We start from the raw sequence: 13315 nt of genomic DNA on the forward strand, positions 1-13315 counted from the left end.
TGCCATAGTCAAACATGCGTATTGTACGCCGTCAACGCGAGCCGGGACGCCTTTAAGGCAGTTTTAAGAACATCTTCAGAGGATGAAAACCAAGCACCCAAAGGCAAAGGCACGATAAGAGACCACTCGGAAACAACCTTTAGAGCAAATTGACCTAAATCTCCCGAACGACGAGCCCGCCCTCCAGCATGAGCTTGCGTGCGCGGTTGCTGCTACGTCCAGCAATACCAAGCGAAGTGCCATAGTAATCAAGAAGGGCGAGCACCTTAGCCACCTCTGACTCGCGAACACCCTTGGCGCCGCATTGTCTGTTCCATCCCTTGCCCCCTTAACTTGCGTCCGCGACACACACGGATGCAGGGGCGTTAAGAACAGGCTTCTCGCTCGCAGCTACGCGCAGTCGCAAAAGTACAGGTTTTCGTATCTTTCGACGAAGCTCGTTATACGGGTAAATTCAGATCGTTTTCCCAGCTTGCGCAAATTGCGGCGCGAGCGGGCACATCTCCATACCCCACTTCAAAAGCCTGTACCTTTTTGCACAACAAAAAAGGCGACCGCCCGCGAGGACGATCGCCTTTGTTAATTCTTGTATTGATTGTGCTAGGCGCGGGTCTTGATCTCCTCGAGCACCTTCGCAACAAACTCGTCAACGCTCATCTGAACGGTCTCGTTGGAGCGATCGCGGACGGAGATGTTGCCGGCCTCGACCTCCTTCTCGCCCAGGATGAGCATATAGGGCACGCGGTCGATGCTGCGGGCCTCGCGGATCTTGTAGCCGATCTTCTCGTCGCGGTCGTCGCAGACCACGCGAATGCCGGCCTCCTCCAGCTTGGCGCACACCTCGTGGGCATAGTCGCGGCTCTTCTCGGAGACCGGAAGCGCCTTGACCTGCACGGGAGCCAGCCAGGTGGGGAACTTGCCCGCAAAGTGCTCGATCAGAATGCCAATAAAGCGCTCGATGGAGCCAAAGCACACGCGGTGCAGCATGATGGGGCGCTTCTTGGTGCCGTCGGCGTCCACGTACTCCAGATCAAAGTTGAGCGGCATCTGGAAGTCGAGCTGGACGGTACCGCACTGCCAGGTACGGCCGAGCGAGTCCTCCAGGTGGAAGTCAATCTTGGGGCCGTAGAAGGCGCCGTCGCCCTCGTTGACCTCGTAGTCCATGCCCAGCTTCTCCAGAGTGGTGCGAAGGCCCTCTTCGGCGCGAGCCCAGTCCTCGTCAGAACCCATGGAGTCATCGGGGCGGGTGGAAAGCTCAACGTGATACTTAAAGCCAAACTTCTGGTACACAGAGTCGATGAGGTTGACCACGCCCACGATCTCGTCGGTCAGCTGGTCGGGACGCACAAACAGGTGGGCGTCGTCCTGGTTAAAGCAGCGCACGCGGAACAGGCCGTGCAGGGCGCCGCGCAGCTCGTGGCGGTGCACCAGGCCAATCTCGCCGGCGCGGATGGGCAGCTCGCGGTAAGAGTGCGGCTTGGAGGCGTACACCAGTACGCCGCCCGGGCAGTTCATGGGCTTAATGCAGTACTCTTCGTCGTCGATGACGGTGGAGTACATGTTGTCCTTGTAGTGGTCCCAATGGCCCGAGGTCTTCCACAGCTGCTTGTTCATGATGAGCGGCGTGGAGATCTCCACGTAGCCGGCCTTGTGGTGGATCTCGCGCCAGTAGTCCAGCAGCGTGTTCTTAAGGATCATGCCGTTGGGCAGGAAGAACGGGAAGCCGGGGGCCTCGTCGCGCATCATAAAGAGGTCCATCTCGCGGCCGATCTTGCGGTGGTCGCGCTTCTTGGCCTCCTCCAGCATGTGCATATGCTCGTCGAGCTCTTCCTTGGTGGCAAAGGCGACGCCGTTGATGCGGGTGAGCATCTTGTTGTCCTTGTCGCCCTTCCAGTAGGCGCCCGAGACACCGGTGAGCTTAAAGGCCTTGAGGGCCTTGGTGTAGCAGATGTGAGGGCCGACGCACATGTCGATGTAGTCGCCCTGCTGGTAGAAGGTGATGCGGGCGTCGTCGTCCAGATCGCCGATGTGCTCGACCTTGTACTTCTCGCCGCGCTCTTCCATAAGGGCGATGGCCTCGGCACGGGACTTCTCGTACACGGAGAACTTGAGGTTCTCCTTGACGATCTTTTTCATCTCGGCCTCGATCGCGGGGAAATCGTCCTCGCTGATCTTGACGCCCTCGGGCAGGTCGACGTCGTAGTAAAAGCCGTTGTCGGTCGCGGGGCCGTAGGCAAAATCGGCCTGGGGGTACAGGCGCTTGATGGCCTGCGCCATGATATGCGCGGCGGAGTGGCGGATGACGTGCGTGACCTCGTCCTGCGGGAGCTCGGCCACCGAACCGTCATTGTAGAGTGCCTTCATGGGTATGTTTTCTCCTCTCGGATGCCTTGTGCAAGTGCTGCTTGGCGCCGTGCAGTGTGCATTGCGCTTGCCGGCGCGTGCGTTTTGACTTGCATCATTATAGGCAGGTTACCTAGGTATACAAGCGCCCGCCGCACCTTAATGGCACGGCGGGCGAATTTCTACGCATGCTTCATCGCGTGGGGGCGGGGCTGCGTGCGGCTTGCGCGCGGCGCGCGGGGCCCGTGGCTTGCGGCCGGCCCGGCGATGGATGCGCTACTGGATGCGAGTTCGGCAGTAGGGGCAGACCTTCCAGTGCGCGTCGAGCGGGCGATGGCAGCTGGGGCACACGTTGCGAACCTGGGTGTCGCACACCGGGCAGACCACAAAGTCCTTCTCGATGGGCGCACCGCACTGCGGGCAGGTGCCGTACTGGGCAAGCTGGCGCTCGCGCAGGGCCATGTCCAGCTCCTGCTCCTCGCGGTCGGCCGCATAGGAGTGCGGACGCAGGACCAGGTAGGCAATAAGGCCTACAAACGGGACGAGGGCAATGATGCCCCATGCCACGTAAGCGCTAGCGCCGCGGCGGCGGGCGTCAATAAACACATAGACGACCGACAGCACGTACAGGGCGATGATAAAGCCAACAAAGGCATAGATGACGCCCATAAGCTGCGGCGACATGAGCTCGGAGATGTACTTGGACATTACGGGTACCTTTCGGGGTAGTTACAACTCGAGTTAGTGTAACACGGGGGTTAACGATTTGGCAGGTCGCAGGCATGGGCGGATAGAAACATCTCAATCTGTAACAGGTGAGAGCGGAATCCAGGTCCAGATGTTACATAATTAGACAAACCGTTCTCTCCCAGACTTAAATCTCAATCTGTAACATCTTGACTCCAAAATCAGTCCCTACTGTTACAGATCAAGATGAACGGTGAGCCCCCCGTTAAATATCTCAATCTGTAACAACTAGGGGCCAGAAACCCTTTTATCTGTTACAGATCAAGACAAAGGAAAATGTCCAATCTCAATATCTCAATCTGTAACATCAACTCGGCAAAAACAGGTCTAACTGTTACAGATTTAGACATTCGAAACCGACTGATGGGTTCATCTAAATCTGTAACATCTAGACCCCAAAACGGTCCCGAGATGTTACCGATCGAGACAGATGACCTCTCCCTGACTTTAAATCTCAATCTGTAACACATAGGACCGATTTTCTACTCTTACTGTTACAAATCAAGACAAACAGAGGGCCCGCCTGGCAAACGTCTCGATCTGTAACATCTGGAACCCAACTCTTCTGCTTACCGTTACAGAACGAGACAAACCTTTGACAACAGGGGTGCCAGACGAGGTCACCGATTGACCTGAGTCTCCCCTCGCCTGCCGTTGGCGGATGCAGCGGGGCTGTTCGCCGCATTGCCGCTGCGCGGGGGATGCGCACACCGTAGGATAGCCTTATTGACAGCCTGTCAACTCGTCTTGGAGGCACTGTGACAGAAACGTTTGATATCGCGATTGTGGGCGCGGGCATCACCGGATGCGCCATCGCGCGGCAGCTCGCACGCTATGACCTGTCCATCTGCGTGGTCGAGGCGGCCAACGACATTGCCCTGGGCGCGTCGAAGGCCAACGGCGGCCTGGTGCACGCCGGCTACGATCCGGCGCCGGGCACGGTTAAGGCCCAGGTCAACGCCCGCGGCTGCGAGCTATATGGCACGTGGGCCCAGGAGCTGGGCTTTTTGTTTTGCCGCACCGGGTCCATGGTGCTGGGATTTAGCGACCAAGACCGCGCGCAGCTGGAGCAGCTGCAAAGCAACGGGCTGGCAAACGGCGTACCCGAGTTGGCGATCATCGGGGCCGAGCACATCCACGAGCTGGAGCCGCGCGCCAGCGCCCAGGCCACGTACGCGCTGTGGTGTCCCTCGACCGGCTATGTCGATCCGTTTGAGGTCGCCATCGCCGCGATGGAAAACGCCGTAGCCAACGGCGTGACGTTTGTGCGCTCCGCACCGGTGGAGACGATCGAGGTAGCTCCCGGCGCTGGCGACAAGAGCGGTGACGGGACCGCTCGTTTTACGCTGGTGACACCGGCCGGTGATGTGCGCTGCCGCTATTTGATTAACGCGGCGGGCAACGGCGCCGCAGACATCTCGCATATGGCGGGCGCCGAGGAGTTCCAGATGGTCTGGCGCCAGGGCAACATTGTGGTGCTGGACAAGGAGCCGCGCGCACTCATGCCGCTCTACCCCGTTCCCACGCCGGTTTCCAAGGGCGTCATCGTTACGGGCACCGTCCACGGCAACACGGTGATCACCGCGACGGCCGCTGTGCGCGAGGCGGGCGACACGCAGACCTATGCGGGCGACGTAAACGCGCTGTTGAGCGGCGCGCGCAAGCTGGTGCCCGATCTGGATACGCGCCGCGTGGTGCGAACGTTTGCCGGCGGGCGTCCGGTCATTAAGGGAACGAACGACTTTTTTATTGGACAGTCCGCCGTGGTGCCGGGGCTGTTCCAGGCCGCGGGCATTCAGTCGCCGGGCGTAGCGAGCGCTCCGGCCATTGCCGAGCGAATGGAGCAAGTGCTGCGCGAGACGGGTGTTGCTTTGCGCGAGCGGGCCGATTGGGATCCGATTCGCCGTGCGCCGGACGACTTCGACCGTGCGCCGCTTGCGCGCAAGGAAGAGCTGATCGAGTCCGACCCCGCGTGGGGGCAGATTGTCTGCCGCTGCGAGACGGTGCCCGAGGCCGAGATCGTGGCCGCGATTCGACGCCGCCCGGGTGCGGTCTCGGTCGAGGGCGTCAAACGCCGTTGCCGCGCCGGCATGGGTCGGTGCCAGAGCGGCTTTTGCCAGAGCCGCGTGGTGCGGATTCTGGCCCGCGAGCTGGGCTGCGATCCCAGCGAGGTGCTGCTGGAGGACACTGGCTCGTGGCTCGTTGAGGGACCTTTGAAGGGGGTGCGCTAGGATGGCGACGAGTATCGATATGGGTGCGGTATCGGGCGTCGAGTGCACTTGCGCAGATGCCGACAGGGCATCAATTGCTGCCGGCGCCGTGCAGACGCAGGCGTTCGACGTAGTCGTTATCGGCGGCGGACCTGCCGGCATGGCGGCCTCACTTGCCGCACACAAGGCCGGAGCGCGCGTGGCCATCGTGGAGCGCGAACAGCACCTGGGCGGCATCCTGCGCCAGTGCATCCACCCGGGCTTTGGCCTCTCACACTTTAAGCAGGAACTGACCGGTCCCGAGTACGCACAGCGCTTTATCGACCAGGTGCGCGAAACCGATATCGCACTGTTCCTGGACAGTATGGTGATTGGGATCGACTCAAGCGAGGACAAAGTCGCAGGCACGGGCGCAAGTGGCGCGGCGAGCGAAGCCTCGGCACACACCGTCACGCTCATGAGCCCCGCCGGCATGTTGCAGCTCACCGGGCGCGCCGTCGTCCTTGCCATGGGGTGTCGCGAGCGCACGCGCAGCGAGATCAAGATTCCCGGCAGCCGCCCCGCCGGCGTGTTTACCGCCGGCCTGGCGCAACGATACATCAACATCGACAACCTCAAGCCCGGCTCGCGCGCCGTCATTTTAGGCTCGGGCGACATTGGGCTCATCATGGCGCGTCGCTGCACGCTCGAGGGGATTTCGGTCGAGGGCGTGTACGAGCTTATGCCATACGCCAACGGCCTGCGCCGCAATGTGAAGAACTGCCTGGACGATTTTGGCATTCCGCTGCACCTGTCCACCACCGTCACGCGCGTGATTGGGCATGACCGCGTGGAGGCCGTCGAGGTGAGCCAGGTCGACGAAAATCTGGCGCCCATTCCGGGGACCGAGCACATCGTTTCGTGCGACACACTGCTGCTTTCGGTAGGTTTGATTCCCGAGAACGAGCTTTCGGTAGGCGCGGGTGTTGAGCTTGACCCGCGCACGCGCGGCGCCGTGGTGGACCAGATCCTGCAGACGGGCGTGCCAGGCATCTTTGCCTGCGGCAACGTGCTGCACGTGCACGACCTGGCCGATAACGTGACGGCCGAGTCCGAGCGTGCCGGTGCGGCTGCAGCGGCGTACGCGCTGGGGACCGGCGCGGATGTCGAAACGGGCGCTGGCTGCCAGCTCACGGTCTCCCCTGCCGGCATCGCCGGCTACGCGCTGCCGGGACGCATTACGGCCGTGGCACTCACCAGGCTCAACTTCCGCGTGCGCCGGCCGGTCGATGCCGCCCGCGTGCGCATTCTGGCGGGCGACGAGGAACTGCTTACGGGCAAGGTCCGCGCGTTTAAACCGAGTGTTATGGAAAGCTTCACGCTGCCGGCAAAGGTGATACAGCGAGCGCTCGACCTGGGTGCCAGCGAGATTATCCTTTCCGTCGAGCCCGTCGAGGAGGCATAGCCATGAGCACAAATGCGATCGAGACGCTACAGTTCAACTGCACCACCTGCCCATCCGAGTGCCTCCTTACGGTGGAAGTGGAGCGCGGGGCCGACGACCGCGTGGCGACGGTGCGCGCCGTGACCGGCAACAGCTGCCCACGCGGCGATAAGTTCGCACATCAGGAGCTCACCTGCCCCATGCGCGTCCTCACTACCACCGTGGCGGTATCAGGCGGCGACGAGGCGCTGCTGCCCGTCCGCACGGCCGAAGCCATCCCGCTCGAACTCCATGCCCAGACCATGGACCTCATCCGCGGCCTAGTGGTCAAAGCCCCCATCCGCATGGGCGATGTAGTCCTCCCCAACCTCCTAGACACCGGTACCGACCTCATCGCCAGCATGGACATCGACCCGGCCTAAGCAGCTCGTTTGGGACGGTGCTCTTTTAGCTACCCCGTCATCCACCCCGCCCCTCCTCAATTGCGGTGAAATAATTCCCGATTTCCGCCAAAACCCCGGCATCAAGGAACTATTCCACCGCAACTTGCCTTGGGATCGGTATTTAGCTTGTGCCTACTTTAGTGCCATTTCAAAACTATGCCGGATTACGGGGCTGATTCGGAGACCCCCACCCATACCGGCAATTTTCGATTTTTGATAAGCCTTCTACCTGCGGTTTTAATTTCGCGATTTTTCCCATGGTCAAGTAATACAGGTCCAGCCCCGTAATCCGCCATAGTTTTGAAACCAGCCCATTTGGGACGGGACCATATTGACTACTTTTACCTATCAGCTCGCATGTTTGACGCAGCTAAAATAGCCCCGTCCCAAATTGACTACCCTGGCATTGGGGATACCATGGTGGCAACCTAACGAAAGGACGATGTATGGCACATGTCGATGACCAGCACGTGGCACGCGTGCTCGATGCGCTCGAGGCTCAGCACCCCGGCGCGCAGCTGCTCGTAAACGACCCGTGGTCGATTTATTACCTGACCGGCTTTTATGCCGATATGTTCGAGCGTTTTTGCGGCGTACTGCTCGCACGCGGTAGCGAGCCCGTGATCTTGGTCAACGCGCTGCATCAGCTGCCCGAGTATGACAATGCCCGCGTCGCGTACCACACCGATACCGACGTCGTGGCCGACGCCATCGCTCGCGAGGTTGATCCGACCAAACCGCTCGGCATCGACACCGTCATGCGCTCCGGCTTCTTGATGCCCCTCATGGAGCGCCATGCCGCGAGCGAATTCTTCCTAGGCGATTTTGCCGTGACCGCCGCGCGAACCTACAAAGACGCCGCCGAGCAGGAGCTTATGCGCGTGTCCTCGGCCGCTAACGACGCCGTGATGGCCGACGCGATCGAGCTCGTCCACGAAGGCGTGACAGAGCGCGAGATCGCCGACCAGATGCTTGGCCTGTATCGCAAGCACGATTGCGAGGGCTTTAGCTTTCCGCCCATCGTGAGCTTTGGCGCCAACGCCGGCGACCCGCACCACGAGCCAGACGATACGGTACTCAAGCGTGGCGACGTGGTGCTGTTCGACATTGGCGGGCGTCGCCGCAACTATTGCTCGGACATGACGCGCACGTTCTTTTGGGGCGAGCCGGACGAGGAGACGGCACGCATCTACGACATCGTGCGCCGCGCCAACGAGGCCGCCGAGGCGTTCATCGCCCCGGGCGTGCGCATGTGCGACCTGGACCGTGCCGCGCGCGACGTGATTGAGGACGCGGGTTATGGCAAGTACTTTACGCACCGTCTGGGACACTCGATCGGCCTGCAAGACCACGAGCTGGGTGACGTCTCGCTCGTCAACGAGCAAGTCGTGGAGCCGGGCATGACGTTTTCCATCGAGCCGGGCATCTACCTCCCCGGCCGCACCGGCGTCCGCATCGAGGACCTTGCCCTGGTCACCGAGAGCGGCGTCGAGATCCTCAACGCCTACCCCCACGATCCGGTCCGCCTAGACTAGGCAATGCGGCAAAGGGACAGCCCCTTTGCCGCATCACATGAATGCCGCCACGAAATGGGCCTATCTACTACGTTTAACCCGCATGGGGCGACCATGCGGGTATTTTTTGAAAATTTACAAGCCTTCTACCTGCGGTTTTGATTTTGCGATTCTCGGCATGGTTGAGGGTAGCCGGTCAAACGTAGTAGATAGGCCCATTTCGTGGCGAGCAGGCAAACTAGCTACCCTGCGGAAGGGATCTAGCGTAGCAGACCGGCAACTTCGCCGGCCAGGGTGATGGTGCCTGCCGCTATGAAGGGCTCGCCTGCGGCCTCAAAGGCTGCGAGGGCCTCGGACACGCTGGGGTACACGCCTGCGAGCTTATCGGAATCCACCAGGGCAGCAAGCTCCTCCGCCGGCAGGGCGCGATCGGAATCGGTCTGTGTGACGACCACGCGCGGGAAGGCCGGGATCAGCACGTCGACGATACCCGCCACGTCCTTGTCTGCCAGCGCGGCGCACAGCAACGTGGGGCGGCTCTCTACGCACGGATCGATCTCGTCCAAGGCGCTCACAAAGTTCTCGCAGCTCTGGGGGTTATGGCAGGCGTCGATCAGCTTGAGCGGGTCGGTTCCCAGCACATCAAAACGGCCCGGCGTGGGGCAGCCCATAAGCGAAGCATCAAGCGCCTCGTGGTCGAGCTCGCGACCCAGATACCCCTCGCAGAGCATAATCGCGCACGCGGCATTCTGCGGCTGATACGCCGGCTTAACCATGCTCGACGTATAAATCGTACGCGTTGTGGTACAGCTAAACTCAACCGTATCGCCCACATTCGCCGGCACCTTGGTCGTGGCGTGGCTCACCACCAGCGGCACCACACCACACTCGCGACAACGGTTGTCCATAACGCGCTGAACGCTCGGCTCATGCGTGCCCTCGCCCAGCACAACCAGGCGTCCGGGCTTAATGACGGCGGCCTTCTCCCCCGCAATGGCCTCGAGCGTATCGCCCAGAATGCGCGTGTGATCGAGTCCGATGCCCGTGATGGCAACGGCAACGGGATCGGTCGCGCTCGTGGCGTCCCAGCGACCGCCCATGCCGACCTCGAGCACGGCGACATCCACGCGAGCCTCGGCAAACACCACAAGCGCGGCGGCCGTCAGCAGGTCAAACGGCGTGATGGTATAGGCACGCTCCCCCGCCACCACGCGGCGCGCATTCACTCGATGCCCCGCCTCAACAGCAGCAGAAACGCCACGGGCAAACGCCTCATCGCTCACGACGTGCCCATCGACCTCCATGCGCTCGGGATAGCGAACAAGCTGCGGCGACGTATAAAGCGCAGTCTTGAGCCCCTCGCCGCGAAGGATAGCAGCCGAAAAACGCGTCGTCGAAGTCTTGCCATTGGTACCGGCAACCTGAATGCAATCAAAGTACTCGTCCGGCCGCCCCAGCTCATCGAGCATATCGACAACCGTCTCGAGCAGAGGACCAGCATCCCCAGAAATCCGCCCCGTATCGGCAGCAAGCCCCACAGCCTCACCAAACGAAAGCAAATCAAACTCAAAAGGAACGGTATACAAGCCAGAACGCTTAGGCATTTTCAGAACCGCCATTCATAGAAAAATAAAACAGTATAGGTTGAGGATAGTCAGCGAAAACGCCTCTGATGAGCCAAGGTGCCGTGAAACAAGGGCGCATAGGGCTTATGCCCATGCGCCCGAAGTTGAACGGCAGATTGGCCATCAGAGGCGTTTGCAGCGTCGAGTCAGCCGCCGTTCGTTAGAACGGCGGAATAGGTGTCCGCAGCGGAGAGCAAAGCGTCGGGACGCGCCCCTCAGTAAGCCCTACGAGAAGTCAGCAACCTGAGCAGTCAGCGCCTCCAGGATCTCCTTGAGCTCAGCTGCACGGTCCCTCTTCTTCTGGACCACCGCGGGCGCGGCCTTGGCCACAAAGCCCTCGTTGGCGAGCGTCTTCTCGCAGCCGGCGAGCTCCTTCTGGGCCGCGGCAATCTCCTTCTCCAGACGTGCCTTCTCGGCCGAAAGATCGACCTTGCCCTCGAGCACCACAAAGACCTCGACGCCGCTGTCGACCACGGCGATGCTCGCGGCCGGCTTCTCAACATCGGTACCCATGACCAGCGAGGCGGTATTGGCCAGCGGCTCGATGGTCGAGCGCAGGCTCTCGAGCTTCTCGATGTCCTCGGCACCGGCACGCACGACCACGTCGAGCTCGGCCTTGGGGCTCAAGCGATAACGCGAACGCGTGGCACGGGCGGCAGAAACGACGGTGCGACACAGCTCAAACGCGCGCTCGGCGTCCTCGTCGACATACTTGACATAGTCGGCAGGCTCGGGCCACTTGGCGATCATGAGCGCCTCGGCGCGGTCCACGTTGCCCTCGGCGTCCAGGTCGAGCACGCTCGCCGGCATGTTGTCCCAGATCTCCTCGGTGACAAACGGCATGAGCGGGTGCATCAGGCGAATAGAGGTATCGAGCACAAAGATCAGGTTTCGCTGCGCCTGCAGACGGCCCTCGCCCTTCAGGCGCGCCTTGGTGACTTCGACGTACCAGTCGCAGACCTCGTTCCAGAAGAACTGCTGAACACCGCGGGCCATGTCGCCAAAGGTGTAGTTCTCGATGCCCTCGGTAACCATCTTGACGGCCTTGGCCAGACGACTGAACATCCAGGCGTCGGCCGGCGTCTCTACGACAGGCTCGCCGGGCGTGTAGCCCTCCATGTTCATAAGCAGGAAGCGGCTGGCGTTCCAGATCTTGGTCACAAACGACTTGGCCTGCTCGGTACGCGGGCTGTCGATAAGCTTCTTGGTCTTCTTATCGATGTTCGCGTCAAACTTGACGTCCTGGTTGTTGGTGCAGAGCGTCAGCAGGTTGAAGCGCATGGCGTCGGCGCCGTACATACCGATGAGGTCCATGGGGTCAACGCCGTTGCCCTTGGACTTGGACATGCGGCTGCCGTCCTTGGCAAGAATCGTCGGGTAGATGACGACGTCCTTAAACGGCACCTCGTCCAGGAAGTACAGCGAGCTCATGACCATGCGGGCGACCCACAGCGCGATGATGTCGCGCGCGGTGACGAGTGCCGTCGTGGGGTGATGTCCCTCGAGCAGCTCCGGCTTTTGGGGCCAGCCCTGCGTGGCGAAAGTCCACAGCTGCGAGCTGAACCAGGTGTCCAGCACGTTCTCGTCCTGATGCACGTGATGACCGCCGCACTTAGGGCACACGTCGGTGTCCTCGGTAAGGGCATCCTCCCAGCCGCAGTCCTCGCAGTAGAACACGGGAATACGGTGGCCCCACCAAAGCTGGCGGCTGATGCACCAGTCCTTGAGGTTCTCCATCCAGGTGGTATAGGTCTGCGTCCAACGCGCGGGGTGGAAGGTCACCTTGCCGGAGTTGACGGCATCGAGCGCCGGCCCCTTGAGCTTGTCGACGGCCACAAACCACTGCTCGGACAGCCACGGCTCCAGTGCGGAGTCGCAACGGTAGCAGTGCATGACGGAGTGATCGTGATCCTCGACGTGATCGAGCAGGTCGTGCTCCTCAAACCACTTGATGACGGCCTCGCGGCACTCCTCGCGGGTCATGCCGGTAAACTCGCCGTAGCCCTCGACGACCACCGCATGCTCGTCAAAGATGTTGATCTGCGGCAGGTCGTGGGCCTGACCCATGGCGTAATCGTTGGGGTCGTGGGCCGGGGTGACCTTGACAAAGCCGGAGCCAAAGTTGGCGTCGACATGCCAATCCTCAAAGATGGGGATCTCACGGTCGACGATGGGGAGCTTGACGGTCTTACCCACAAAGGCGGCCTTCTCGGGGTCCTTCGGGGAGACAGCCACGCCCGTGTCGCCGAGCATGGTCTCGGGGCGCGTAGTGGCGACGACGATGTAGTCCTGGCCGTTGACCGGCTCGGTCAGCGGGTAGCGCAGGTGCCACAGGTGACCCTTCTCGTCCTTGTACTCGGCCTCGTCGTCCGAGATGGCGGTGGTGCAGTTGGGGCACCAGTTGACGATGCGCTTGCCGCGGTAGATCAGGCCGTCGTGGTACCAGTCGCAGAACACCTTGCGCACGGCCTGGGCGTAGTCCTCGTCCATGGTAAAGCGCTCGTTATCAAAGTCGACGGAGCAGCCCATACGCTTGATCTGCTCGACGATGATGCCGCCGTACTCGTGGGTCCAATCCCAGCAGGCGTCGACAAACTTATCGCGGCCGATCCCCAGGCGGCTGATGCCCTCGCTCTTGAGCTTCTTGTCGACCTTGGTCTGCGTAGCGATGCCGGCGTGGTCGGTACCGAGCACCCAGCGGGTGGACCTGCCGCGCATGCGGGCCATGCGGATGATGGCATCCTGGATGGAGTCGTCGGTGGCGTGACCCATGTGGAGCTTGCCGGTCACGTTGGGAGGCGGAATGGTGACAGTGCAGTCGCCCACGCCCTCGCGGCGCTTGTAGTAGCCGCCGTCGAGCCACTTCTGCAGGATCGCCGGCTCGTTGGTCGACGGATCATAGTTTTTGGGCATCTCTTCCATATATCTCTCCCGTCCCACCGGGAAGGAATGTAGGCCCGCCAGGGTCTGCATTCCTCCCCTTAGGTATCGATTACTTCAGTCTGATACG

General features: G+C 61.4%; 8 protein-coding genes. 4 read left to right on the plus strand and 4 right to left on the minus strand.

Features of this window, described 5'->3' with window-relative positions; translation table 11 throughout:
- Positions 1-600 precede the first annotated feature (600 nt).
- Positions 601-2364 (minus strand): threonine--tRNA ligase, encoded by a 1764-nt coding sequence (thrS, locus tag ACTQXM_RS03225; RefSeq protein ID WP_441536945.1) that lies wholly within the window; start codon positions 2362-2364, stop codon positions 601-603.
- A gap of 255 nt (positions 2365-2619) precedes the next feature.
- A complete protein-coding gene (locus ACTQXM_RS03230; protein ID WP_441536944.1) occupies positions 2620-3051 on the minus strand; it encodes a double zinc ribbon domain-containing protein in 432 nt (143 codons plus the stop codon).
- 797 nt (positions 3052-3848) lie between these two features.
- On the opposite strand from ACTQXM_RS03230, the gene ACTQXM_RS03235 reads away from it, so the two are divergent.
- The 4 genes from ACTQXM_RS03235 to ACTQXM_RS03250 all read left to right on the plus strand — a co-directional run bounded on the left by ACTQXM_RS03235 (position 3849) and on the right by ACTQXM_RS03250 (position 8701).
- Positions 3849-5321 carry an NAD(P)/FAD-dependent oxidoreductase gene (locus tag ACTQXM_RS03235; protein WP_441536943.1) on the plus strand — a complete coding sequence of 491 codons (1473 nt, stop codon included), beginning with the start codon at positions 3849-3851 and terminating at the stop codon, positions 5319-5321.
- A 1-nt stretch (position 5322) separates the two neighbouring features.
- The gene (locus ACTQXM_RS03240; RefSeq protein ID WP_441536942.1) at positions 5323-6744 is read left to right on the plus strand and encodes an NAD(P)/FAD-dependent oxidoreductase; all 1422 of its coding nucleotides are present in this window, start codon (positions 5323-5325) and stop codon (positions 6742-6744) included.
- Between the two features lie 2 nt (positions 6745-6746).
- Complete coding sequence (locus ACTQXM_RS03245) at positions 6747-7145, plus strand: DUF1667 domain-containing protein (RefSeq protein WP_427728710.1); 399 nt, start codon at positions 6747-6749, stop codon at positions 7143-7145.
- Between the two features lie 467 nt (positions 7146-7612).
- On the plus strand, positions 7613-8701 hold the full coding sequence (locus ACTQXM_RS03250) for a M24 family metallopeptidase (RefSeq protein ID WP_441536941.1): 1089 nt from the start codon (positions 7613-7615) through the stop codon (positions 8699-8701).
- Positions 8702-8940: 239 nt separating this feature from the next.
- Here the strand turns inward: ACTQXM_RS03250 and ACTQXM_RS03255 are convergent, their stop codons facing one another.
- Both ACTQXM_RS03255 and ACTQXM_RS03260 read right to left on the minus strand, forming a co-directional pair.
- A complete protein-coding gene (locus tag ACTQXM_RS03255) occupies positions 8941-10284 on the minus strand; it encodes a bifunctional folylpolyglutamate synthase/dihydrofolate synthase (RefSeq protein WP_441536940.1) in 1344 nt (447 codons plus the stop codon).
- A gap of 246 nt (positions 10285-10530) precedes the next feature.
- Positions 10531-13227 (minus strand): valine--tRNA ligase, encoded by a 2697-nt coding sequence (locus ACTQXM_RS03260; protein WP_441536939.1) that lies wholly within the window; start codon positions 13225-13227, stop codon positions 10531-10533.
- Positions 13228-13315 lie beyond the last annotated feature (88 nt).

Origin of the sequence: Collinsella sp. LCP19S3_D3 (genome assembly GCF_052121455.1) — a bacterium.
In the GTDB taxonomy this organism is placed as follows: Bacteria; Actinomycetota; Coriobacteriia; order Coriobacteriales; family Coriobacteriaceae; genus Collinsella.

What these genes read in the sequence shown, in the direction of transcription:
- thrS (WP_441536945.1), bottom strand. Translation starts at nt 2,364, where the DNA reads ATGAAGGCACTCTACAATGACGGTTCGGTGGCCGAGCTCCCGCAGGAC.
- ACTQXM_RS03230 (WP_441536944.1), bottom strand. Translation starts at nt 3,051, where the DNA reads ATGTCCAAGTACATCTCCGAGCTCATGTCGCCGCAGCTTATGGGCGTC.
- ACTQXM_RS03240 (WP_441536942.1), top strand. Translation starts at nt 5,323, where the DNA reads ATGGCGACGAGTATCGATATGGGTGCGGTATCGGGCGTCGAGTGCACT.
- ACTQXM_RS03245 (WP_427728710.1), top strand. Translation starts at nt 6,747, where the DNA reads ATGAGCACAAATGCGATCGAGACGCTACAGTTCAACTGCACCACCTGC.
- ACTQXM_RS03250 (WP_441536941.1), top strand. Translation starts at nt 7,613, where the DNA reads ATGGCACATGTCGATGACCAGCACGTGGCACGCGTGCTCGATGCGCTC.
- ACTQXM_RS03255 (WP_441536940.1), bottom strand. Translation starts at nt 10,284, where the DNA reads ATGCCTAAGCGTTCTGGCTTGTATACCGTTCCTTTTGAGTTTGATTTG.
- ACTQXM_RS03260 (WP_441536939.1), bottom strand. Translation starts at nt 13,227, where the DNA reads ATGGAAGAGATGCCCAAAAACTATGATCCGTCGACCAACGAGCCGGCG.